Here is a 22,256-nt window from a genome sequence, read left to right as displayed (position 1 = left end):
TTGGGGCGTGGGGCGGGGGTCCTTTCACCCCCCCCGGGGGGGGCCGGCGATCGCTTACCGTCGGGGGTTTATAAAAAATACCAACACCCCCGCCGGGGGGGGGCGCCCGGGCGCCCCCCACGGCCGTACCGGGGCCAGAGACTACTGGCCGCCGTCCTCGCGCTTCAGTGCCGCCAGCGCGCGGCCGGTGACCTCGGCCACCGGGCCCATGGCCTCGATCGTCACGACCAGACCCTGCGCCTTGTAGTAGTCGATGATCGGCTCGGTCTGCGTGTGGTAGACCTCCAGCCGCGTGCGGACGGTGTCCTCGGAGTCGTCGTCGCGCTGGTACAGCTCCCCGCCGCAGACGTCGCAGACGCCGTCCTTCGACGGCTGCTTGTACGTCACGTGGAAGACGTGCGAGGAGTCGTTGCGGCAGATGCGCCGGCCGGCGATCCGCTTGACGACCTCCTCCTCGGGGGCCTCCAGGTCCAGTACCGCGTCCAGCTTGATGCCCTCGGTGGTGAGAAGCTCGTCCAGCGCCTCGGCCTGCGAGACATTGCGCGGGAAACCGTCGAGCAGGAAGCCGCGCTCGGCGTCCGGCTGCTCCATGCGGTCCTTCGCCATGGCGATGGTGACCTCGTCGGGGACGAGGTTGCCGGCGTCCATGTAGGACTTCGCGAGTTTCCCGAGTTCCGTCTGCTGGCTGATGTTGGCGCGGAACAGGTCGCCCGTGGAGATGTGGGGTACGCGCAGCTTCTCGGCAAGGCGAGTGGCCTGCGTTCCCTTACCGGCACCCGGCGGCCCGACGAGGACGATACGCATCAGCGGAGGAACCCTTCGTAATTGCGCTGCTGGAGCTGGCTCTCGATCTGCTTCACCGTCTCGAGCCCCACACCCACGATGATCAGGATGCTGGTGCCACCGAACGGGAAGTTCTGGTTTGCCCCGAAACCAGCCAACGCCATCGTCGGCACGAGAGCGATGAGCCCCAGATACAGCGAACCCGGCCAGGTGATCCGGTTGAGTACGTAACTCAGGTACTCAGCGGTCGGTCGGCCAGCCCGGATGCCCGGGATGAAGCCACCATACTTCTTCATGTTGTCGGCGACTTCCTCGGGGTTGAAGGAGATGGCCACGTAGAAGAAGGCGAAGAAGACAATCAGGAAGAAGTAGAGAGTGATGTGCGCGGGCGCCGCCGTGTCCGCCAGGTTCTGCGTGATCCAGGTCGCCCAACCCGCCTGCGAGTTGGAGAACTGCACGATCAGCGCCGGGATGTAGAGCAGCGACGAGGCGAAGATGACCGGGATCACACCGGCCTGGTTCACCTTCAGCGGGATGTACGTCGACGTGCCGCCGTAGGACCGGCGGCCGATCATGCGCTTCGCGTACTGCACGGGGATGCGGCGCTGGGCCTGCTCGACGAAGACCACGAGCCCGACCATGACCAGGCCCACGAGGATGACGGTGCCGAACTCGATCCAGCCGTCGGCCAGCGTGCCCTGCTTCTTGATGGCCCACAGCGCGGAGGGGAAGGTGGCGGCGATCGAGATGAACATCAGGATCGACATGCCGTTGCCGATGCCGCGGTCGGTGATCAGCTCACCGAGCCACATGACCATGGCCGTACCGGCGGTCATGCAGATGACCATCGTGATGGTGGAGAAGATCGCGCGGTCCGGAACGATCTGACCGGCCACGGAGCAGCCCGAGAACAGCGCGCCGCTGCGGGCGGTGGCCACCAGGCCGGTGCCCTGCAGGATGGCGAGCGCCACGGTGAGGTACCGGGTGTACTGGGTGATCTTCGCCGTACCGGACTGGCCCTCCTTCTTGAGCGCTTCCAGACGCGGGATCACCACGGTCAGCAGCTGAAGGATGATGCTCGCCGTGATGTACGGCATGATGCCCAGCGCGAAGATCGTGATCTGCAGCAGCGCGCCGCCGCTGAACATGTTGACCAGACCGAAGAGGCCCTGGTTGCCGGATGCCTCGTCCACGCAGGTCTGGACGCTCTTGTAGTCGACGCCCGGGATCGGGATGTGGGTGCCGACCCGGTAGACCACGATGATGGCGAGCGTGAAGAGCAGCTTCTTGCGCAGGTCGGGCGTCCTGAACGCCCGGGCGAACGCGGTGAGCACGGTGCCTCCTGCGACCCCCGCGCGTCTGCGTCAAGGGTGACGGTGTTGAGGTTCCAATAAGAACGACGACATGTGTAACGGTCGACTGCCGCCCAAGGTGCCCCATCGGAGGCACCTTGTGGAAGAGGGCAGTGCAGGCCACCTTACCGGCGAGACTGCCGCCCTAGGAACGACCAACCGGGGATACCCCTTTTGTGGGGTATCCCCGGTCGGGATCGCTCAGGTCATCGAGAGGCCTGTGGTGTTCAGACCAGCTCGGTGACGGTACCGCCGGCGGCGGTGATCTTCTCCTTGGCGGACCCGGAGACGGCGTCGACCGTCACCTGGAGCGCCACGGAGATCTCGCCCTGGCCGAGGACCTTGACGAGGCTGTTCTTGCGAACGGCACCCTTGGCGACGAGTCCCTCGACGGTGACCTCGCCACCCTCCGGGTACAGCGCCGCCAGCTTGTCGAGGTTCACGACCTGGAACTCGGTCTTGAACGGGTTCTTGAAGCCCTTGAGCTTCGGCAGACGCATGTGGAGAGGCATCTGCCCGCCCTCGAAGCGCTGCGGAACCTGGTAACGGGCCTTGGTGCCCTTGGTGCCACGACCGGCCGTCTTACCCTTGGACGCCTCACCACGACCGACGCGAGTCTTCGCGGTCTTGGCGCCCGGGGCGGGACGGAGGTTGTGGATCTTGAGCGGGCTGTTCTCCGCCATGATCAGTCGACCTCCTCAACCGTCACGAGGTGGCGGACGGTGTGCACCATTCCGCGGAACTCGGGGCGGTCCTCCTTGACGACCACGTCGTTCAGGCGCTTGAGCCCGAGCGAACGCAGGGTGTCACGGTGGTTCTGCTTGCTGCCGATGTACGACTTCGTCTGCGTGATCTTGAGCTGAGCCATTACGCAGCACCAGCCCCGGCACGCGCACGCAGCAGAGCCGCGGGAGCGACGTCCTCAAGCGGCAGACCACGGCGAGCCGCGATCTCCTCGGGACGCTGCAGGCCCTTCAGGGCCGCGACGGTCGCGTGCACGATGTTGATCGCGTTCGACGAACCGAGCGACTTCGACAGGATGTCGTGAACGCCGGCGCACTCGAGCACGGCACGCACCGGGCCACCGGCGATGACGCCGGTACCGGGGGACGCCGGCTTGAGCAGGACGACGCCCGCCGCCTTCTCACCCGTGATGGGGTGCGGGATGGTGCCCTGGATACGGGGGACCTTGAAGAAGTGCTTCTTGGCCTCCTCAACACCCTTGGCGATGGCGGCCGGCACCTCCTTGGCCTTGCCGTAACCGACACCGACGGTGCCGTCACCATCGCCCACCACGACCAGCGCGGTGAAGCTGAAGCGACGACCACCCTTCACTACCTTGGCGACGCGGTTGATCGCGACGACGCGCTCAACGTACGCGGTCTTCTCGGCGGCAGCTGAGCCACCGTCACGGCCCTTCCGGTCCCGCCGCTCGCCGCCACCGGCACCGCCACCGCGGCGCTGGGGTCCAGCCATTGGAATTACCTCTCTCTGTCTCCGCTAGCTACGGAACCAGGACTCAGAACTTGAGTCCGGCTTCGCGGGCTGCGTCCGCCAGAGCGGCAATGCGCCCGGCGTACTGGTTACCACCACGGTCGAAAACGACGGCCTCGACACCGGCGGCCTTGGCACGCTCCGCGACCAGGGCGCCGACCTGCTTGGCCTGCGCCGACTTGTCGCCCTCCGCACCGCGGATCGACGTGTCCAGCGTGGACGCCGAAGCCAGGGTGTGGCCCTTGAGGTCGTCGATCACCTGCGCCACGATGTGGCGGTTGGAGCGAGTGACGACCAGACGCGGGCGCTCCGACGTACCGGCGATCCGCTTGCGGATCCGGATGTGACGGCGCTTGATCGCGGCGCGCTTGTAGGCGTCGCCCTTCAGGATCTTCTGCCCGTATGCCATGGCTTACTTACCCGCCTTTCCGACCTTGCGGCGGATGACTTCGCCCTCGTACTTGACACCCTTGGCCTTGTACGGGTCGGGCTTGCGCAGCTTGCGGATGTTGGCCGCAACCTCGCCGACCTTCTGCTTGTCGATGCCCTCGACCTGGAAACGGGTCGGGTTCTCCACCTTGAAGGTGATTCCCTCGGGGGCCTCGACGGTGATCGGGTGGCTGTAACCGAGCGCGAACTCGAGGTTCGAGCCCTTGGCGGTCACGCGGTAACCGACACCACTGATTTCGAGCTTCTTCACGTAACCCTCGGTCACGCCGGTGATCATGTTCGCCACCAGCGTGCGGGACAGGCCGTGCAGGGCCTTGCTCTGACGCTCGTCGTTGGGGCGGGTGACGTTCAGAACGCCGTCCTCACCCTTGGCGATCTCGATCGGCGCGACGACGGTGTGGGTCAGCGAGCCCTTGGGGCCCTTGACCGAAACCGTCTGGCCGTCGATGGTGACGTCCACGCCGGCGGGAACCGTGATAGGGAGCTTGCCAATGCGCGACATAGCTGTTTCCTCCGTTCCCTTCCGCTACCAGACGTAGGCGAGAACTTCTCCGCCTACGCCCTTCTTGCCGGCCTGCTTGTCGGTGAGGAGACCGTGCGACGTGGAGATGATCGCCACGCCGAGGCCGCCCAGCACCTTGGGCAGGGAGGTGGACTTCGCGTAAACCCGGAGACCGGGCTTGGAGATCCGCTTGATGCCCGCGATGGAGCGCTCACGGTTCGGACCGAACTTCAGCTCGAGGGTGAGGTTCTTGCCCACCTCGGCGTCCTCGATCTTCCAGCCCGTGATGAAGCCCTCCTGCTGGAGGATCTCCGCGATGTGAGACTTGATCTTCGATGCCGGCATCGTCACGGAGTCGTGGTACGCCGAGTTCGCGTTCCGCAGACGCGTCAGCATGTCTGCGATCGGATCAGTCATGGTCATGAGTTGGCCTGTGGCCTCTCTCGCCGGGGTTTCCTGGTGCGCCATCCCTCTCCCCGATCCGAGACGGGACGGGTGCGGCGCGGTGGACCTACGGCGTAGTAAGTCGTACGGGCGTCAGGCGCCCAACCCTCCTAGCCTACGCTACGAAGGGGCGGGCACCTGACACTGCCCTTTACTTACCGAGAGCTTCAGGAATCCCGAAGTACGGGACTACCAGGAGCTCTTGGTCACGCCCGGCAGCTCGCCACGGTGAGCCATCTCACGAAGGCACACGCGGCAGAGGCCGAACTTGCGGTACACGGAGTGCGGACGGCCGCAGCGCTGGCAGCGCGTGTAGCCACGTACTCCGAACTTGGGCTTACGAGCAGCCTTGGCAATCAGAGCCTTCTTCGCCATCTCGCTCACGCCTCCTTGAAGGGGAAGCCGAGGTGACGAAGGAGCGCACGGCCCTCAGCGTCGTTGGTCGCCGTGGTGACCACGGTGATGTCCATACCCCGGACGCGGTCGATCTTGTCCTGGTCGATCTCGTGGAACATGACCTGCTCCGTGAGACCGAAGGTGTAGTTGCCACGGCCGTCGAACTGCTTGGGGGACAGGCCGCGGAAGTCGCGGATGCGCGGAAGCGCCAGCGACAGGGTGCGGTCCAGGAACTCCCACATGCGGTCGCCACGGAGCGTGACGTGAGCACCGATCGGCTGACCCTCGCGCAGCTTGAACTGCGCGATGGACTTGCGGGCCTTGGTGACGGCCGGCTTCTGACCGGTGATCGTGGTGAGGTCGCGGATCGCGCCCTCGATCAGCTTGGAGTCGCGGGCGGCGTCGCCCACACCCATGTTGACCACAATCTTGACGAGACCGGGGATCTGCATGACGTTCTCGTAGGAGAACTCCTCACGCAGCTTGCCCGCGATCTCCTCGCGGTACTTCGTCTTCAGACGCGGAGTGGTGGTGGTAGCCATCAGATGTCCTCACCCGTCCGCTTGGCAACGCGGATCTTGTTGCCCTCGTCGTCGAAGCGGTAGCCGACACGCGTGACGACCTTGTTGCCGTCCTTCTCCACGACCAGCTGAACGTTGGACACGTGGATCGGGGCCTCGGTGGTCACGATGCCGCCGGCCTGGGAGCCGCTGGCGGTCGGGCCGGCCTTGGTGTGCTTCTTGACCCGGTTGACACCCTCGACCAGGACACGGTCCTCACGGGGGAAGGCCGCGATGACCTTGCCCTGCTTGCCCCTGTCCTTACCGGTGATGACCTGGACCAGGTCGCCCTTCTTGATCTTCATGCTTACAGCACCTCCGGCGCGAGCGAGATGATCTTCATGAACTTCTTCTCGCGCAGCTCACGGCCTACCGGGCCGAAGATACGGGTGCCGCGAGGGTCGCCGTCGTTCTTCAGAATGACGGCGGCGTTCTCGTCGAAGCGGATGTACGAGCCGTCCGGACGGCGGCGCTCCTTGACGGTGCGAACGATGACCGCCTTGACGACGTCACCCTTCTTCACGTTGCCACCGGGGATCGCGTCCTTGACGGTGGCGACGATGACGTCACCGATGCCCGCGTAGCGGCGACCGGAGCCACCGAGCACACGGATGCAAAGGATTTCCTTCGCACCAGTGTTGTCGGCGACACGCAGTCGCGACTCCTGCTGGATCACGTCTATCTCCTGTTTGTCTGCCGGTTCCCAGCGAGAAGCGTGATTGCCTCACGCTTCTCGCCGAGCCTGGCGGAACTGTCCTGCGGGGTTGCCCGCAGGCGTACTGGTGGGAGTCCCTCGCGGGAACTACCTACTTGGCCTTCTCGAGGATCTCGACGACGCGCCAGCGCTTCGTCGCGGACAGCGGACGCGTCTCCATGAGGAGGACGCGGTCGCCGACGCCCGCGGCGTTCTGCTCGTCGTGGGCCTTGAGCTTGTTGGTACGGCGGATGACCTTGCCGTACAGCGCGTGCTTGACGCGGTCCTCGACGGCGACGACGACAGTCTTGTCCATCTTGTCGCTGACGACGAGACCCTCGCGGGTCTTGCGGAAGCCGCGAGCCTCTGCAGTCTGCTCAGTCACGTTGTTCTCACTCATCAGGCGCTCTCCACCGTCTCGATGCCCAGCTCGCGCTCACGCATCAGGGTGTAGATCCGCGCGATGTCCTTGCGGACGGCCTTCAGCCGCCCGTGGTTCTCGAGCTGACCCGTCGCCGCCTGGAAGCGGAGGTTGAACAGCTCTTCCTTGGCTTCGCGGAGCTTCGCGAGAAGCTCCTCGTCACCCAGTTCGCGCAGCTCGGACGCCTTGGTACCGGCCGACATCACGCTTCACCTGCCTCGCGCTTGACGATCCGGCACTTCATCGGCAGCTTGTGCGCTGCGCGAGTGAGGGCCTCACGGGCGATCTTCTCGTTGGGGTAGGACAGCTCGAACATGACCCGACCCGGGTGCACGTTCGCGATCCACCACTCAGGCGAACCCTTACCGGAACCCATGCGGGTCTCGGCAGGCTTCTTCGTGAGCGGGCGGTCCGGGTAGATGTTGATCCAGACCTTGCCGCCACGCTTGATGTGGCGGGTCATCGCGATACGAGCCGCCTCGATCTGGCGGTTGGTCACGTACGCCGGCGTGAGGGCCTGAATGCCGTACTCGCCGAACGCGACCGTCGTACCACCCTTGGCCTGACCGCGGCGCTTCGGGTGGTGCTGCTTGCGGTGCTTGACCCTACGGGGGATCAGCATGTCGGTCAGGCCTCCGTTCCGGTGCTCTCAGCCGGAGCGGCGGCGGGGGCCTCGGCCTTGGGGGCCTCGGCACCGGCAGCCTGCTGCGGCTTGCGACCGCGCCGCTCGCCACCGCCGCCACCGCGGCCACCACGGGCCGGGCGGTCGGCGCCGGCGCCACCGCCACGAGCCGGGCGGTTGCCGGCGCGGGCAGCGGCGTTCTCGGCACGGACCTCGGCGATGTTCTTGACATCGCCCTTGTAGATCCAGACCTTCACGCCGATGCGGCCGAAGGTCGTCTTGGCCTCGAAGAAGCCGTAGTCCACGTTCGCGCGGAGCGTGTGCAGGGGCACACGGCCCTCGCGGTAGAACTCCGAGCGGGACATCTCGGCGCCACCGAGGCGGCCACCGCACTGGATCTTGATGCCCTTGGCGCCGGCCTTCATCGCCGACTGCATGCTCTTACGCATGGCGCGGCGGAAGGAGACGCGGGAGGAGAGCTGCTCGGCGACGGCCTGCGCGACCAGCTGGGCATCCGTCTCGGGGTTCTTGACCTCGAGGATGTTCAGCTGGACCTGCTTGCCCGTGAGCTTCTCGAGGTCGCCGCGGATGCGGTCGGCCTCGGCGCCACGGCGGCCGATGACGATGCCCGGACGGGCGGTGTGGATGTCCACCCGCACGCGGTCACGGGTGCGCTCGATCTCCACCTTCGAGATACCGGCGCGCTCCATGCCGGACGTCATCATCCGACGGATGGCGACGTCTTCCTTGACGTAGTCCTTGTACAGCTTGTCGGCGTACCAACGGGACTTGAAGTCCGTGGTGATGCCGAGCCGGAACCCATGCGGGTTAACCTTCTGGCCCATTACCGGGTTCCTTCCTTGCTGCTGACGACCACGGTGATGTGGCTGGTCCGCTTGCGGATCCGGTAGGCGCGGCCCTGGGCACGCGGACGGAACCGCTTCAGGGTCGGGCCCTCATCGACGTAGGCCTCGGAGATGACAAGGCTGTCGACATCGGTGTGGTCGTAGTTGTGCGCGGCGTTGGCGATGGCGCTGTCCAGCACCTTGCCGACCGGCACGCTCGCGGCCTGCGGGGCGAAACGCAGGACCGCCTGAGCCTCCGTGGCAGCCATGCCACGGATGAGGTCCACCACTCGGCGGGCCTTCATGGGCGTGACGCGGATGTACCGCGCCTGGGCCCTGGCTTCCATGGTTGTCCCTTCGGTGTTAGTCATAGTCGATTCCACCCCGCGTTAGCGGCGCTTCGACTTCCGGTCGTCCTTGACGTGACCCCGGAAGGTGCGCGTCGGCGAGAACTCGCCGAGCTTGTGGCCGACCATCGACTCGGTGACGAACACCGGGATGTGGGTCTTGCCGTTGTGCACCGCGATCGTGTGACCCAGCATGCTGGGGGTGATCATCGAGCGACGGGACCAGGTCTTGATGACGTTCTTGGTGCCTGCCTCGTTCTGTACGTCCACCTTCTTGATCAGGTGGTCGTCGACGAAGGGCCCCTTCTTGAGACTGCGCGGCATCTAAACCCGCTCCTAGCGCTTCTTGTTCGTCTTGCGGCGGCGGACGATGTACTTGTTCGAAGCCTTCTTCGGCGAACGAGTACGACCCTCCTTCTGACCCCAGGGGCTGACCGGGTGGCGACCACCGGAGGTCTTGCCCTCACCACCACCGTGGGGGTGGTCGACCGGGTTCATCGCCACGCCACGAACGGTCGGGCGGACACCCAGCCAGCGCTTACGGCCGGCCTTGCCCCAGTTGATGTTGCTCTGCTCGGCGTTGCCGACCTCGCCGACCGTGGCGCGGCAGCGCTGGTCGACCAGGCGGATCTCACCGGACGGCATGCGGAGGTGGGCCATGGAGCCCTCCTTCGCGAGCAGCTGCACGGAGGCACCGGCGGAGCGGGCGAACTTGGCGCCGCCACCCGGACGGATCTCGATCGCGTGGATCGTGGTACCGACCGGGATGTTGCGGAGCGCCAGGTTGTTGCCCGGCTTGATGTCGGCCCCGGGACCGTTCTCGACGCGGTCACCCTGCTGCAGGTTGCGCGGGGCGAGGATGTAGCGCTTCTCGCCGTCCGCGTAGTGCAGCAGCGCGATGCGCGCGGTGCGGTTGGGGTCGTACTCGATGTGCGCGACCTTCGCCGGCACGCCGTCCTTGTCGTGACGACGGAAGTCGATCACTCGGTAGGCGCGCTTGTGTCCGCCACCCTGGTGGCGAACGGTCACACGACCGGCGTTGTTACGGCCGCCCTTGCTGTGCAGCGGGCGGACCAGCGACTTCTCCGGCGTGGACCGCGTGACCTCGACGAAGTCGGCGACGCTGGAGCCACGACGGCCCGGCGTAGTCGGCTTGTACTTGCGGATTCCCATTTCTCAGTCCTCGTCCGATATCGGACGATCCGACCCGCTTACGCGGTCGGACCGCCGAAGATGTCGATACGGTCGCCCTCAGCGAGGGTCACGATCGCGCGCTTGGTCGACGCGCGCTGACCGAAACCGGTCTTGGTGCGCTTGCGCTTGCCCTGGCGGTTGATCGTGTTGACCCCGGTGACCTTGACCGAGAAGACCGCCTGGACGGCCTGCTTGATCTGGGTCTTGTTGGCGTTCGGGTCGACGATGAACGTGTACTTGTTCTCGTCGAGAAGCGCGTAGCTCTTCTCCGACACGACCGGCTTCAGCAGCACGTCACGGGGGTCCGTGTACGCCTTGCTGGGCGCGGTGACGACGGTGTTCTTGCCCTCGGCGGCGTGGCGGCGGGCCTTGGCCAGACGCGCGGCCTTGGCGACCTTCGCGGCCTTGGGGGCGATGCTCGGGTGACGCGTAGCCATCAGGCGTCACTCCCTTCGGTGTCGTTGGCCTGCGGGCCGGCGACGAAGGACTCGAAAGCGGCCTGGGTGAAGACCACGTCGTCCGAGACGATCACGTCGTACGTGTTCAGCTGGCCCGGCTCCAGGATGTGCACCTGGGGCAGGTTGCGGGCGGACAGCCACGAGGCCTCGTCGGCGCGGTCGATGACCAGGAGCAGGTTCTTGCGCTCCGAGATCTTGCCGAACAGAGTCCGAGCGGCCTTCGTGGAAACGGTCTCGCCCTCGATCACGCCGGTGACGACGTGGATGCGGTTGTGGCGGGCCCGGTCGGTGAGGGCGTGGCGCAGGGCCGCGGCCTTCATCTTCTTCGGGGTCCGCTGCGAGTAGTCACGCGGCTGCGGGCCGTGGACGACGCCACCGCCGGCGAACTGCGGCGCGCGGGTCGAACCCTGACGGGCGCGGCCGGTGCCCTTCTGGCGGTACGGCTTCTTGCCGCCACCGCGGACTTCGCCGCGGCGCTTGGTCTTGTGCGTGCCCTGACGGGCAGCGGCGTTCTGCGCGACGACGACCTGGTGGATCAGCGGAATGCTGATCTTCTCCACGCCGAAGATCTCCGCGGGGAGTTCGACGCTACCGGTCTTCTCGCCTGCAGGCGAAAGGATGTCAACAGTGCTCATCGGTTACCTCAGGCCCCCTTGGCCGCGGTGCGGACCAGGACGAGGCCGCCGTTCGGACCGGGGACAGCGCCCTTGATGAGCAGCAGACCCTTCTCCGCGTCAACGGCGTGGACGGTCAGGTTCTGGGTGGTGACCCGCTCGTTGCCCATGCGACCCGCCATGCGGAGGCCCTTGAACACGCGGCCCGGGGTGGCGCAGCCACCGATGGAACCGGGGGAGCGGTGCTTGCGCTGGGTGCCGTGTCCGGCGCCGAGGCCCTTGAAGTTGTGACGCTTCATGACACCGGCGAAGCCCTTGCCCTTGCTCTTGCCGGTCACGTCCACCTTGACGCCGGCCTCGAAGGTCTCGGCGGTGATCTCCTGGCCGAGGGTGTACTCGCTGGCGTCAGCGGTACGGATCTCGACGAGGTGGCGGCGGGGAGTGACGTCGGCCTTGGCGAAGTGGCCCTTGAGGGGCTTGTTCACCTTGCGCGGGTCGATCTCGCCGAAGGCGATCTGGACCGACTCGTAGCCGTCGGCGTCGTTCGTACGAACCTGGGTGACGACGTTGGGGCCGGCCTTGACGACGGTGACCGGAACAACACGGTTGTTCTCGTCCCACACCTGCGTCATGCCGAGCTTCTCGCCCAGGATGCCCTTGATCTGCTTGGTCATCTTCAGATCACCGGCCTCAGAGCTTGATCTCGATGTCGACACCGGCCGGGAGGTCGAGTCGCATCAGAGAGTCAACGGTCTTGGGAGTCGGGTCGAGGATGTCGATCAGGCGCTTGTGCGTGCGCATCTCGAAGTGCTCGCGCGAGTCCTTGTACTTGTGCGGCGACTTGATGACGCAGTACACGTTCTTCTCAGTGGGCAGCGGCACCGGGCCCGCGACCGACGCACCAGTACGCGTCACCGTCTCGACGATCTTCTTCGCCGAGCTGTCGATGACCTCGTGGTCGTAGGCCTTGAGCCGGATGCGGATCTTCTGTCCCGCCATGGCTACTCAGTAGTCCTGTCTCTTCTCACGCTCTGGACCTGGTCGGCCCCTTACCGTTCCTCCGACCCACGCGGTCGGGTGTGTCGCTCTCTCACTGACACGGATGTCCCACCTTCGAACATCCCTGCGGGGAATGCGACGGCCCTACCGGAACCGCAGACCGAGGGCGGAAGGCCCACCGGGTGCCTGGTCGGTGTCGCACCCACGCTTCCCGGAAGATTCCCGTACGTCCGCCCCAGCGCTGCCGTGAGGCAGTTGGGGCGACGAGTACTGTGGGACTCGCTTCCGGTCCTCCCGGCGGGAGGCGCGCAGCATCAACACTCGGCCGAGCAACTCGGACAGTCTGCCATATGGGGCAGGTCATCCGCCAATCGAGCCGGAGACAATACCCCGAACGTGACGCAGGTCAAACGCGGGCGCGACGGGGCCGCGTGCCCGTCCCGTGGAGGAGACGTAGGGGCGTTGTGGATGCCGGGCCCACGCTCCGCCCCCGCCCGCGCGGGCGCCATAATCGTCGCCATGTCTGAACACGGGGGCACAGGGGGCGAGCCGTCGCGGAGGAACACGGTTCCGAGGTCGCGGCTCGCGGACTACGCGGAGATGGCGGTCCCGCCACGCGATCCGGCCGACGAGCGGGGGCCATCCGTGGAGCCGGACACCCGATCGACGCCGGAGCCCGCGCCCGGTCCGGAGCCTGTGCCCGGTCCGGCGCTCGAGCCCGCGCCCGGTCCGGCGCTCGTACCGGCGGCCGGCCCGGTGCCCGAGGACCCTGAGGTCGAGGCCCGTCGGCGGCGGTTCGCCGAACTGCTGGAGGAGTTCCGGCGTACGCCGGTGCTGGTGCCGCTGGGTGACGGCCCCGGGCCGGACGGCGAGCGGGGTCTGCTCACCGTCGACCGGAACGGCGTCCGGTTCATCCTGGCCTTCTCCGACGGGCAGGCGCTGGCCCGCTACGCCCGGGCGCGGGGCGAGTACCACCGGGAGTGGGTCTACCAGACGATCCTGGGCGCGCGCCTGCTGGAAGTGGCGGTGCCCGCCGCGGGCGTGCCCTGCGGGGTCGCGCTGGACTGCGCGGACGGCCCGGACGGCGCGGTGTTCCCGCCGGTGCTGGGCGTCGTACCGGACGAGGTGGCCGTGGACCGTGAGCAGGGGGGTGCGCTGTGAACGGCGGCGAGGTGCCGGTGAACGGCGGCCGAGCGCCCGCGAGCGGTGAGCGTGTACCGGTGAACGGCAGCGGAGCGCCCGCGAGCGGTGAGCGTGTACCGGTGAACGGCAGCGGAGCGCCCGCGAGCGGTGAGCGTGTACCGGTGAACGGCAGCGGAGCGCCCGTGGGCGGTGAGCGTGTGCCGGTGAACGGCGGCCAGGTGCCCGTGAGCAGTGAGCGTATACCGGTGAACGCCGGCGGAGGTGGCCGTGAGTACTGAGGGTGTGCCGGTGAGCGGTGGCGGGGTGCCCGTGAGCGGTGGCTGGGTGCCGGTCCAGGGTGGTGGCGGTGCGCCGGATCTGAAGGCGCAGGGCCTGGACCTGGTCGCCAAGGGCCTGACGGAGGCGCTGGGCGAGCTGAAGGAACTGGGCATGGTGGGCATGGCCGGGGCAGGGCGGGGGTTCGGCGACATCGCCCTGAACGGCCTGGATCTCGGGCACGAGGGGCTGACGGGGACGTTCGGCTCGTTCTGCGAGCGCTGGGAGTGGGGAGTGCGCTCCCTGATCAACGAGGGCAACGCGTTCGCCGTCAAGACCGGCCTGGCGGCCGGCACCCTGCACGAGACCGAGGAGTACGTGGAGGGCACCTTCAAGGTCGTCACCAACGCGGCCATCGGCAATCCGTACGCCTCCGAGGACGAGGTCACGGGAATGGGCTGGGGCGATATCGCCACCTCCGGCGTGTACGGCGGCGACGTCGACTACAGCAAGGAGTCCTTCGACCGGGCCCTGGCCAACAGCGGGCAGGGCTGGAAGGACGCGGGCCGCGACGTGATGACGTCACACACCCTGGGCCCCGCCGGCCTCAACCCCGAGAACCTGCACGAGACGTTCGGAGTCTCCGACGCCGAGTACGACAAGATGCTCGACGACACCTTCGGGCCCTCGCCCGAGGCCCGTGCGGAAGCAGCGCAGCAGCAGGCCGGGGGTGAGCGCTGATGGGCATCGTCGGTGACATCACGGACGGCATCAACTCCGGCCTCAAGGTCGGCGAGGACCTCCTCGACGAGGGCAAGAAGAAGCTCGGCGAGGGCGTCGACTACGTCACCGACAAGGCCGGCGAGGGACTCGACCACGTCGGACTGCACGACGCGGCCGACGCGGTGGAGGACTTCGGCGACGAACTGGCCGCCGACCTCGGCGCCATGCCCGGCGAACAACAGCTCGGAGACACCGAGGAAGCCGACGAACTCATCCACGGCAACCCCGCCAGGATCCGCGAGAGCGCCAAGCACCTCAAGGACTTCCAGGCCGCCTTCGACAAGGTCGGCGCCGGCATGAAGAAGATCGACTCCTCCGGCTGGAAGGGCGAGGGCGGCAGCGCCTTCCGCGAGAAGTTCGGCGTGCACCCCACGAAGTGGCTGCACGCCGCCGACGCCTGCGAAACGGCCGCGGGGGCGCTGGACTCGTACGCCGAGACCGTCAAGTGGGCGCAGGGACAGGCCAAGGAGGCCGTCGACCTCTACCGGCAGGGCAAGAAGGCATCGGTCCAGGCGGTGGAGGCCTACAACAAGAAGGTCGACGCCTACAACGCCAAAATCAAGGCGGACCAGGACCCCGGACCGCAGCCGGGAGCCTTCCACGACCCCGGGATCGACGACATCCGCGCCGCACGCGAGAAACTCGCCCAGGCCAGGAAACAGCGCAACACCGCCGCCGCCCACGCCCAGAGCCAGGTCAAGGCCGCCCTCGCCCACGCCCCCGCCGAACCGCCGCCCCTCGACCGGCTCGGCGACAACCTGACCGACGGCTACCAGGCCCTCAACACCGAACTCACCCACGTCGTCGGCGGCGCCCTCAAAGGCACCGCGGGCCTGCTCAACTTCGTCCGCGGCCTCAACCCCCTCGACCCCTACAACCTGACCCACCCGGCCGCCTACCTCCAGAACGTCAGCATGACGCTCTCCGGCCTCGTCTCCACCGCGGCCCACCCCGAACGCATCGTCCAGGCCACCGTCGACGGCTTCAAGAAAGACCCCTCCGAATTCATCGGCCGACTCCTCCCCGAACTCATCGGCACCAAAGGCGCCGGACTCGGACGCACCGCACTGCGCACGGGCCTCAAAGAGGGTGCGGAGGCCGGTGCGTCGAATCTGGCGTCCAAGGGGTTGAAGTACGGGGACGAGGTGGCCGGGTCCGCTCCCAAGGACTGGAGCGGGTTGGCGAAATCCACGGATCATGTCGGTGAAAAGGCCATTCACTATGATTCCGTTGATCCAAAAGCAGCGCAGGATTTCCTGGACAGCGAATACCCCTGGCTGAAGGACGTCAACAACACCGGCATGCCGGGTTACACGGACAACTGCAGCCACAATGTCGTCACTGTGGATCGCAGGATGGACGGCGCGGAGGTCAGCGCCGCGCCCAAGCAGGCAGGTGACCACATCCCGCCCGAGCAGCTCGGCCTGCCGAACCGGGCCAAGGGCCATTACGACATGGTCAACAGTTACGATGACATCATCAAGGACCTCCAGGCGCGCGGCGAGGGTTCCCGCAGCGCCGTGTACATCAGCCGCCCGGACGGAACAGCGCACGTCTTCAACGCCGTGAACACGAAGCACGGTGTCGTGTTCCTAGACGGTCAGAGCGGGCAACTCGGAATGCTGGAGAAGAACGTCTCCTCCATCGGGCACATCCCTTATCGCGACGGAGTCAAATAAGTGGTTTCCAAAGATGAAGCCGTTTCGGCAGGAGCCCATTTCCTGAGGACTGCGGGATATCCGGACCGTCCAGACTCAATCGTCATGCTCCCGGATACCGCCCTTGAGTTCCCTTACGGCTGGACCGTGCGCTTCGATTTCAAGGAGCACATCGAGACCGGCGACTCCACGCAGGCTCCCTTCTCGTCCGTCGTGGTCGTCCCGCACGACGGAACGCCTGCCCACTTCGCACCGACGTTCCCTCCGGTGGCGATGTACATGGAGATGCGCGCCGCGGGCAACTGGCCCCCGAAGAAGGGATAGGGAGTGACTTTCCCGCACGACCGTGCCGCCGCCTGGCTCGCCGGCACCTACGGGGGCCTCGTCCAGCTCGCCGCCCCACACCCCGTGCACGAGACCGTCACCGCCTGGCTGTTGGCCTGCCGGACGGTGCCGCAGCCGGGCTATCCGCAGACACCGATGCTGGCGGCCTCCGTGGTGGTGCCGAAGGACGGCGGCAGCCCGTTCCACCCCTCGCCGAGCGATCCCCTCGGAGACCTGGCCCCGGCCTCCTCCCCACAGGAGGCCGCGTTCCGCGTCGAGGGCCAGTCCCGCCGGATCAACTCCCGTGGCTGTACGGTCACTTTGCACAGCATGATCAGCGGCGCGCCGTCGGCTCCGCTGCCGTGGCGTCCGTCCGACGAGGCCCCCGGCTGGGTGGCGCGGCTCGCACGCCGCTACTTCCCCGAGTTCACACGGGTCTCCGTCGACAGCTGGGACGACGTGGTCAAGGCCGTCGCCGAACCGGGCCCGGACACCCGTGGAGTCGTCTGGGTGCGCCGGGAGTTCGGCGGCCAGGAGGCGACCGGCAACCTGCTTTACGCACACAACAACAACGGACAGGTCACCCTGCTGGACGGTGTGACGTCGTCACTCGCCCGGCTCGACACCTTCTCGGTGCGCGAGCTGCTCCTGCTCCGGGCCCTGCCCGCAGCGCTTCCGCACCGTCGGCAACCGTGGGAACGGGAGGCGCCCGACTTCGCGACCGCGGTCGCGAAGGCCCGCCTCTGGCTCGACGACGCGTACCAGGGGCAGGTCGGCCTCGCCGCTCCGACGGCGCAGGACGAGACCCGGCGCGGATGGGTCTTCTCCTGCAACACCGAACGGTTCCTGACCGACGGCCACTGGCAGGACGCCCTGCTCGACGCGACGGTCGTCGTCCCCAAGGACGAGACCGCGCCGTTCGGCCTGCCCAACTCGGATCCCTGGGCGTGGCTGGCCCGCTGGGACGCGGGCGAGAACCACGGCTCGGCGGACCTCCCCGCGCCGCCTCAGCCCGGCCGCGCCGCGTGGTTCGAGCCGACGCTCTCGGCGCTGGGCTCCGTGCTCTCCGTCTCCCAGCACGAGGACTGGCCGGGCGCGCTCGAAGCCCTGTCGGCCCTGCCCGCCGACGCACGGGCGCTGGTCTGGGTGCGCCGTACGGACGGCCGGTCACGGGAAGCCGTCGGATGGCTGGTGAACGCCCTCAAGACCGCGGACGGCGTCATCCTGGTGGACGGCGCGACCGGCGCCCCCGCGGCCCTGGACGCGACCGGCGTCCATCGGCTGCACGTGGTCCGCTACCGGTGACCCGCTGAGCGAGCTGGCCGCCCGCCGGCCCGGGCCCGGGCACTAGTGGAGTCGTCCGGGTACGCCGGGCGAGGCGGCGCCCCCGCGGCTCTGGACGCGCTCGGCGTCCATCGGCTGCACGTGGTGGTCCGTTACCGGTGGGATGCGGGCGGGCGGGTCCTGGGGGATCTGTCCGTCACCACTTGGACAGCACCCCGCGCCAGGTCCAGCCCGCGCCGAGGACGGTCTCCACCAGGGGGTCGCGCATGTCCCGGGAGTCGAAGCGGAACGTCTCGACCCTGCGCCTGCGTCCGTCGGGTCCCCGCTCGTAGCTCCACCGACGGGCGACCTTGGTCGCCGGTCCCCGCCCGTACCGCTTGGCGCCGGTCTCGGGCGAGCGGTCCCACCGCTCGTCGAGCGTGTGCACCTCATGACTGTCGGGGACGAGCCGCATCCGTGTCCTGAGCCGCAGACCCACCTCCGGAACCGACCATTCCGCCACCAGATCGGCCCTCTCCTCGGGGAGGGCGGCGCGCACCAGGAACGGCACACCGGCCGCGTTGATCGCCAGCAGGGCGTCCCGGACCTCCGCCGGCGACAGCGGAGCGAGGCCGCCCGCCGGGTACCGGGTGCCGGCACGCCTGTCCCGGTACCGGCTCCAGAAGCCCACCGCTAGGACTCCGTTCCGGTGTCCGGCCGCACATCCGGCCGTACATCCGGCCGCACCGTGCGCAGGAACTCCTGGAAGTCGGGCAGTACGGCGTCGTGCTGGCCCGCCGTCGCCGTCAGGGCCACCCGGATCACCGCCCGCTTGTGCGGGTCGTCCACGTCCGACAGGGACAGGTACACCTGGGACTGGACCAGGTCGCGGCGGATGCCGCCGGTGACGGCCGAGAAGGTCAGCCGCTGCGTCAGGGCGGGCGCCTCGGCCGAGCCGACCTCCCGGCGTGCGGCCACCGACACCGACGCGGCGATCTCCCGCAGGCGCTCGACGGAGGCGTCGGCGAGATCGGCCAGCGCCGACGTGTCCGGCGGGACCTCGCCGTCGAGGGTGATGTTGGCGCTGAACCCGGCGTCTGGCCGCGGGTGCACGGCGGCGAAGGCCACGCCCTCGGCGCCTTCCCACCCGGCTCCCGGCTCGGGGCGGACCGGGAGCCAGCCGTCCGGCAGGCGGAACCGGACCGGAACCGGCAGTGTCGCGGGCATTCGGGGCCCTCCTTCCACGCGGGAGTACATCAGAACCAGCTGCCGACGGTGTCCCTGACCGAGCCGGCCGTGGAGCCGACCGCGTCGATCCCGTCGCCCACCGCGTCGGCCGCGGCGTCGAGGGAGCGGGACACCTTGTCCGGGTCGACGGTGATCTCCAAGCCCAGACTGCCGCCCACGCCGGGGGAAGCGCCCGCTTCCGCGCCGATCGTCCACACCCCGGTGGACTCGTCCTTCTTCCAGCCCGCCCAGGCCTCCGCACCGGGGCCCCGCCATCCCTCGGCCGACCCGCCGACGCCGATCCCGAAGACCTCCACGCCACCGGCGGCGCCGCCCTTCGCCCCGGCGAACGCCTTGGCGCCGACGGTGACCTCCTCCTTGGTCGCCTTGACGCTGACACCGGCCTCACCACCGGCGAACCCCTCGGCGCGCCCGTAGACACCGCCGTACGGCCCGTACTCGGCGCGCCCCTCGGCCAGGGCGCGGATGCCCGCGGACGCCTCCGCCTTGGCGACGAGGCCCTTGTCGGTGAAGCCGTAGTTCGCGGTGGCCCTGGCTCCGCCGTAGACATCGGCGATGCCGGAGAGTTTCCACGGCCCGTTGGTCAGCGTGCCCTTGGCGGTCAGGTGGAAGAGGTCGGCGTACGCCTTGACCGAGCCCTCCTTGCCGTACTTGGGCCCGGTGACGGTGAAGCCGACTCCGGGGCCGGTCACCGTGAACTCGCCGGACGACACCCATCCGTCGATCCGGAGGCCCGCCGCGGCCGCCGCCTTCTCGGCTTCGTACCGTTCGATGTCGCCGTGGGCGTTGCCGTTGAAGCCGCCCAGAGTGCCGTCGTCGACATCGCCGTCGAGCACGACCGCCGTGAGGGCGACCTCGACGCCCGTGTCGGCCTCCGCCACGTCCCTCACCAGCTGGTCGATCCGCTGCTGCCAGGAGACGGCGGCCGTGCGGCAGCTGTCCTGGTAGTCCGGGTCGTGGACGTAGGCGGTGTACTCGCCCTGGGTGAGCCGCTCGGTGTCGAAGGCGACCACGCCCTGGTCGGACACCTTCATCCCGGCGTCGACGGCGTCCTGACGGGCTGACCGGAGCCTGCCCCGGAGATCGACGAACTGGGCGTGCGCGTCCCGCAGCAGGGAGGCGATCGCCCTGGCCTCGACCTGGGCGTTGCGGAACTCCTTGAGCGTGGTGTCGAAACGCCTGTTGGCCGCGTACGCGCTCAGGCCCACCCAGGATCCGCTCATCGAGATGCCGTGCACATCCCGCCGGTAGGCCGTCTCCTGCTTGCGGAACTCGGCGGCCGTGCCGTCCCAGCGGTCGGCGGCGGTCGTGAGCGTGGACAGGTCGGTCGTCATGATCTCGTGGTACGTCGGCATTCAGTACCCCTCGATCGGTGAGATCCCGCGCACGCCCGCCCCGACCCCGAAGTCCGTGTTCCGGAGCACGGTGTCGGTGCCGCGCAACGCCGCCTTCTCGGAGGCGAGCCGGCTCATCAGGTTCTTGACCTGCCCGTTCCACGCCTCGTGGGCTGTCTTCAACGCCCCCGAGGTGATCCACCCGTCGCCGTCCTTGGGCCCGAACGCCTTGACCGCCGCGTTCGTCTCGTCGTCCGCCCAGTCGCCGGCCTTCTGCGTGTCCGGCTCGATGTGCTCCTCGATGGCCCTCGCCGCGGCCTGCTTCTGCGCGGGGGACGATGCCAGGTCCTTCCCACCGTCCGGGAACGGGCCTCCCGGCGAGGAGCCCCCGGGATCGAGCGGGACGTGGTTCACCCGCATGCCCACGGAACTCTCTCCGCCACCACCGGCTATGTCCGGCTCTCCTGCCGACCGCGCCATGACTGTCCACCCCCGTGTGCTCAGTTGGCGTACGGCGATCAGGCTAGCAACGTGACCGGAGTGACACGAGGGACATGAGTACGCGCGCACCTCACGCCGGACGCCCCTGGCCGTACGCCCTCGGCGCATCCGTTCACACCCCGTCTCCGCCGGGTCCGCCGGCTCCGCCGAGTCCACCGGGTCCGCCGGGTCCGCCGCCCGACGCGCAGGGCGGCGGGCACGCGAAAGGGCCCGTACGACCGGAGTCGTACGGGCCCTCTCAGGTGCTCGCAGTCGGAGCTACCAGGTCAGGACAACAAGCTTACTTGTTGATCTTGGTGACCTGGCCGGCGCCCACGGTCCGGCCACCCTCACGGATGGCGAACTTCAGGCCCTCCTCCATGGCGATGGGCTGGATCAGCTCCACCTTCATTTCGGTGTTGTCGCCCGGCATGACCATCTCGGTGCCCTCGGGGAGGGTCACGACGCCGGTCACGTCCGTCGTACGGAAGTAGAACTGCGGGCGGTAGTTGTTGAAGAACGGCGTGTGACGGCCGCCCTCGTCCTTGGACAGGATGTACGCCTGCGCCTCGAACTCGGTGTGCGGGGTGACCGAACCCGGCTTGATGATGACCTGGCCGCGCTCGACGTCCTCGCGCTTGATGCCGCGGAGCAGCAGACCGACGTTCTCACCGGCCTGGCCCTCGTCGAGCAGCTTGCGGAACATCTCGATACCGGTGACCGTGGTGGTGGTCTTCTCGGTCTTGATGCCGATGATGTCGACGGTCTCGTTGACCTTCAGGACACCGCGCTCGATACGGCCGGTGACGACCGTACCGCGACCGGTGATCGTGAAGACGTCCTCGATCGGCATGAGGAACGCCTTGTCGACGTCGCGCTCCGGCTGCGGGATCGACTCGTCGACGGCCTGCATCAGGTCGAGGACGCTCTGGGCCCACTCCGGGTCGCCCTCGAGGGCCTTGAGCGCGGACACCTTGACGACCGGAAGGTCGTCGCCCGGGAACTCGTACTCGGAGAGGAGCTCACGGACCTCGAGCTCGACGAGCTCCAGGATCTCCTCGTCGTCCACCATGTCGGCCTTGTTCAGGGCGACGACGATGTACGGCACGCCGACCTGGCGGGCCAGGAGCACGTGCTCCTTGGTCTGCGGCATCGGGCCGTCGGTGGCGGCGACCACGAGGATCGCGCCGTCCATCTGCGCGGCACCGGTGATCATGTTCTTGATGTAGTCCGCGTGACCCGGGCAGTCGACGTGCGCGTAGTGACGCGTCTCCGTCTGGTACTCGACGTGCGCGATGGAGATGGTGATACCGCGCTGGCGCTCTTCGGGAGCCTTGTCGATCTGGTCGAAGGCCGAGGCCTCGTTCAGGTCCGGGTACTTGTCGTGCAGCACCTTGGTAATGGCGGCCGTGAGGGTCGTCTTACCGTGGTCGATGTGACCGATGGTGCCGATGTTGACGTGCGGCTTAGTCCGCTCGAACTTCGCCTTCGCCACGGGGGTCCTCCTGGGAGTGGTTCTGGAACGCCTTGCTTCATCGGCGCCAGGTGATCTTTGCTGGAAAGCCCGGGTCCAGGGGCAAACATCCGTGATGC

Annotated in this window: 33 protein-coding genes; 5 read left to right on the top strand and 28 right to left on the bottom strand. The window is 68.0% G+C overall.

Annotated elements, in window-relative coordinates; translation table 11 throughout:
• Positions 1–141: 141 nt before the first annotated feature.
• The 23 genes from ACFYO5_RS17620 to rpsJ form a co-directional block, all read right to left on the bottom strand.
• On the bottom strand, positions 142–804 hold the full coding sequence (locus tag ACFYO5_RS17620; protein ID WP_356560310.1) for an adenylate kinase: 663 nt from the start codon (positions 802–804) through the stop codon (positions 142–144).
• A complete protein-coding gene (secY, locus tag ACFYO5_RS17615; protein ID WP_356560311.1) occupies positions 804–2,117 on the bottom strand; it encodes a preprotein translocase subunit SecY in 1,314 nt (437 codons plus the stop codon). The genes ACFYO5_RS17620 and secY overlap by 1 nt, the downstream gene beginning before the upstream one ends.
• Positions 2,118–2,362: 245 nt before the next feature.
• Entirely contained in the window at positions 2,363–2,818 is a 456-nt protein-coding gene (gene rplO, locus ACFYO5_RS17610) for a 50S ribosomal protein L15 (RefSeq protein WP_356560312.1), read from the bottom strand.
• 2 nt (positions 2,819–2,820) lie between these two features.
• A complete protein-coding gene (rpmD, locus tag ACFYO5_RS17605; protein WP_030788246.1) occupies positions 2,821–3,003 on the bottom strand; it encodes a 50S ribosomal protein L30 in 183 nt (60 codons plus the stop codon).
• The gene (rpsE, locus tag ACFYO5_RS17600) at positions 3,003–3,611 is read right to left on the bottom strand and encodes a 30S ribosomal protein S5 (protein ID WP_356560313.1); all 609 of its coding nucleotides are present in this window, start codon (positions 3,609–3,611) and stop codon (positions 3,003–3,005) included. The genes rpmD and rpsE overlap by 1 nt, the downstream gene beginning before the upstream one ends.
• A gap of 43 nt (positions 3,612–3,654) precedes the next feature.
• Positions 3,655–4,038: a 50S ribosomal protein L18 gene (rplR, locus tag ACFYO5_RS17595; RefSeq protein WP_073491925.1), complete on the bottom strand. Its 384-nt coding sequence runs from the start codon at positions 4,036–4,038 to the stop codon at positions 3,655–3,657.
• A 3-nt stretch (positions 4,039–4,041) separates the two neighbouring features.
• Positions 4,042–4,581, bottom strand: coding sequence for a 50S ribosomal protein L6 (gene rplF, locus ACFYO5_RS17590; protein WP_355921222.1), 540 nt, complete (start codon positions 4,579–4,581; stop codon positions 4,042–4,044).
• Positions 4,582–4,605: 24 nt separating this feature from the next.
• Positions 4,606–5,004: a 30S ribosomal protein S8 gene (gene rpsH / locus ACFYO5_RS17585; RefSeq protein WP_073491923.1), complete on the bottom strand. Its 399-nt coding sequence runs from the start codon at positions 5,002–5,004 to the stop codon at positions 4,606–4,608.
• Between the two features lie 210 nt (positions 5,005–5,214).
• The gene (locus tag ACFYO5_RS17580; protein WP_003948630.1) at positions 5,215–5,400 is read right to left on the bottom strand and encodes a type Z 30S ribosomal protein S14; all 186 of its coding nucleotides are present in this window, start codon (positions 5,398–5,400) and stop codon (positions 5,215–5,217) included.
• 5 nt (positions 5,401–5,405) lie between these two features.
• Entirely contained in the window at positions 5,406–5,963 is a 558-nt protein-coding gene (gene rplE, locus ACFYO5_RS17575; protein WP_030788262.1) for a 50S ribosomal protein L5, read from the bottom strand.
• Positions 5,963–6,286: a 50S ribosomal protein L24 gene (gene rplX, locus ACFYO5_RS17570; protein ID WP_073491922.1), complete on the bottom strand. Its 324-nt coding sequence runs from the start codon at positions 6,284–6,286 to the stop codon at positions 5,963–5,965. The genes rplE and rplX overlap by 1 nt, the downstream gene beginning before the upstream one ends.
• Before the next feature lie 2 nt (positions 6,287–6,288).
• Entirely contained in the window at positions 6,289–6,657 is a 369-nt protein-coding gene (gene rplN / locus ACFYO5_RS17565) for a 50S ribosomal protein L14 (RefSeq protein ID WP_003998823.1), read from the bottom strand.
• 130 nt (positions 6,658–6,787) lie between these two features.
• A complete protein-coding gene (rpsQ, locus tag ACFYO5_RS17560) occupies positions 6,788–7,075 on the bottom strand; it encodes a 30S ribosomal protein S17 (protein ID WP_009327090.1) in 288 nt (95 codons plus the stop codon).
• Positions 7,075–7,299 (bottom strand): 50S ribosomal protein L29, encoded by a 225-nt coding sequence (gene rpmC / locus ACFYO5_RS17555; protein ID WP_003998824.1) that lies wholly within the window; start codon positions 7,297–7,299, stop codon positions 7,075–7,077. Before rpmC ends, rpsQ begins: the two co-directional genes overlap by 1 nt.
• Positions 7,299–7,718, bottom strand: coding sequence for a 50S ribosomal protein L16 (gene rplP, locus ACFYO5_RS17550; RefSeq protein WP_004927269.1), 420 nt, complete (start codon positions 7,716–7,718; stop codon positions 7,299–7,301). Before rplP ends, rpmC begins: the two co-directional genes overlap by 1 nt.
• A 5-nt stretch (positions 7,719–7,723) precedes the next feature.
• Entirely contained in the window at positions 7,724–8,563 is an 840-nt protein-coding gene (gene rpsC / locus ACFYO5_RS17545; RefSeq protein WP_356560314.1) for a 30S ribosomal protein S3, read from the bottom strand.
• Positions 8,563–8,910 (bottom strand): 50S ribosomal protein L22, encoded by a 348-nt coding sequence (gene rplV, locus ACFYO5_RS17540; protein WP_356560315.1) that lies wholly within the window; start codon positions 8,908–8,910, stop codon positions 8,563–8,565. The genes rpsC and rplV overlap by 1 nt, the downstream gene beginning before the upstream one ends.
• Positions 8,911–8,952: 42 nt before the next feature.
• On the bottom strand, positions 8,953–9,234 hold the full coding sequence (gene rpsS, locus ACFYO5_RS17535) for a 30S ribosomal protein S19 (protein WP_356560316.1): 282 nt from the start codon (positions 9,232–9,234) through the stop codon (positions 8,953–8,955).
• A 12-nt stretch (positions 9,235–9,246) separates the two neighbouring features.
• The gene (gene rplB / locus ACFYO5_RS17530) at positions 9,247–10,083 is read right to left on the bottom strand and encodes a 50S ribosomal protein L2 (RefSeq protein WP_356560317.1); all 837 of its coding nucleotides are present in this window, start codon (positions 10,081–10,083) and stop codon (positions 9,247–9,249) included.
• Between the two features lie 38 nt (positions 10,084–10,121).
• Positions 10,122–10,541 carry a 50S ribosomal protein L23 gene (gene rplW, locus ACFYO5_RS17525; RefSeq protein ID WP_356560318.1) on the bottom strand — a complete coding sequence of 140 codons (420 nt, stop codon included), beginning with the start codon at positions 10,539–10,541 and terminating at the stop codon, positions 10,122–10,124.
• On the bottom strand, positions 10,541–11,197 hold the full coding sequence (rplD, locus tag ACFYO5_RS17520) for a 50S ribosomal protein L4 (RefSeq protein ID WP_356560319.1): 657 nt from the start codon (positions 11,195–11,197) through the stop codon (positions 10,541–10,543). The genes rplW and rplD overlap by 1 nt, the downstream gene beginning before the upstream one ends.
• 8 nt (positions 11,198–11,205) lie before the next feature.
• Complete coding sequence (gene rplC / locus ACFYO5_RS17515) at positions 11,206–11,850, bottom strand: 50S ribosomal protein L3 (RefSeq protein ID WP_356560320.1); 645 nt, start codon at positions 11,848–11,850, stop codon at positions 11,206–11,208.
• 16 nt (positions 11,851–11,866) lie between these two features.
• Positions 11,867–12,175, bottom strand: a complete 309-nt coding sequence (gene rpsJ, locus ACFYO5_RS17510; RefSeq protein ID WP_003948644.1) for a 30S ribosomal protein S10 — start codon at positions 12,173–12,175, stop codon at positions 11,867–11,869.
• A 756-nt stretch (positions 12,176–12,931) separates the two neighbouring features.
• Between rpsJ and ACFYO5_RS17505 the strand changes: the two genes are divergently transcribed.
• The 5 genes from ACFYO5_RS17505 (at position 12,932) to ACFYO5_RS17485 (ending at position 17,643) form a co-directional block, all read left to right on the top strand.
• Positions 12,932–13,336 carry a hypothetical protein gene (locus ACFYO5_RS17505; protein WP_388709527.1) on the top strand — a complete coding sequence of 135 codons (405 nt, stop codon included), beginning with the start codon at positions 12,932–12,934 and terminating at the stop codon, positions 13,334–13,336.
• Between the two features lie 249 nt (positions 13,337–13,585).
• Positions 13,586–14,314, top strand: coding sequence for a hypothetical protein (locus ACFYO5_RS17500; protein ID WP_388709525.1), 729 nt, complete (start codon positions 13,586–13,588; stop codon positions 14,312–14,314).
• Complete coding sequence (locus ACFYO5_RS17495; protein WP_388709523.1) at positions 14,314–16,035, top strand: putative T7SS-secreted protein; 1,722 nt, start codon at positions 14,314–14,316, stop codon at positions 16,033–16,035. Before ACFYO5_RS17500 ends, ACFYO5_RS17495 begins: the two co-directional genes overlap by 1 nt.
• A complete protein-coding gene (locus ACFYO5_RS17490) occupies positions 16,036–16,338 on the top strand; it encodes a YrhB domain-containing protein (RefSeq protein ID WP_356560324.1) in 303 nt (100 codons plus the stop codon).
• A gap of 3 nt (positions 16,339–16,341) precedes the next feature.
• The gene (locus ACFYO5_RS17485) at positions 16,342–17,643 is read left to right on the top strand and encodes a YrhB domain-containing protein (RefSeq protein WP_388709521.1); all 1,302 of its coding nucleotides are present in this window, start codon (positions 16,342–16,344) and stop codon (positions 17,641–17,643) included.
• Positions 17,644–17,818: 175 nt separating this feature from the next.
• Here ACFYO5_RS17485 and ACFYO5_RS17480 read toward each other — a convergent pair whose 3' ends face one another.
• The 5 genes from ACFYO5_RS17480 to tuf form a co-directional block, all read right to left on the bottom strand.
• The gene (locus tag ACFYO5_RS17480) at positions 17,819–18,292 is read right to left on the bottom strand and encodes a hypothetical protein (protein ID WP_388709519.1); all 474 of its coding nucleotides are present in this window, start codon (positions 18,290–18,292) and stop codon (positions 17,819–17,821) included.
• A gap of 2 nt (positions 18,293–18,294) precedes the next feature.
• The gene (locus tag ACFYO5_RS17475) at positions 18,295–18,828 is read right to left on the bottom strand and encodes a hypothetical protein (RefSeq protein ID WP_388709517.1); all 534 of its coding nucleotides are present in this window, start codon (positions 18,826–18,828) and stop codon (positions 18,295–18,297) included.
• A gap of 29 nt (positions 18,829–18,857) precedes the next feature.
• Positions 18,858–20,204 (bottom strand): hypothetical protein, encoded by a 1,347-nt coding sequence (locus ACFYO5_RS17470; protein ID WP_388709515.1) that lies wholly within the window; start codon positions 20,202–20,204, stop codon positions 18,858–18,860.
• Positions 20,205–20,603 carry a hypothetical protein gene (locus ACFYO5_RS17465; RefSeq protein WP_388710384.1) on the bottom strand — a complete coding sequence of 133 codons (399 nt, stop codon included), beginning with the start codon at positions 20,601–20,603 and terminating at the stop codon, positions 20,205–20,207.
• 361 nt (positions 20,604–20,964) lie between these two features.
• Positions 20,965–22,158, bottom strand: a complete 1,194-nt coding sequence (gene tuf, locus ACFYO5_RS17460) for an elongation factor Tu (RefSeq protein ID WP_356560330.1) — start codon at positions 22,156–22,158, stop codon at positions 20,965–20,967.
• Between the last annotated feature and the right edge of the window lie 98 nt (positions 22,159–22,256).

Origin of the sequence: Streptomyces sp. NPDC006259 (assembly GCF_042870975.1) — a bacterium.
Taxonomy (GTDB): domain Bacteria; phylum Actinomycetota; class Actinomycetes; order Streptomycetales; family Streptomycetaceae; genus Streptomyces.
The sequence above is the reverse complement of the archived record's forward strand: the minus strand, read 5'-3'. Positions and strand labels throughout refer to the sequence as shown.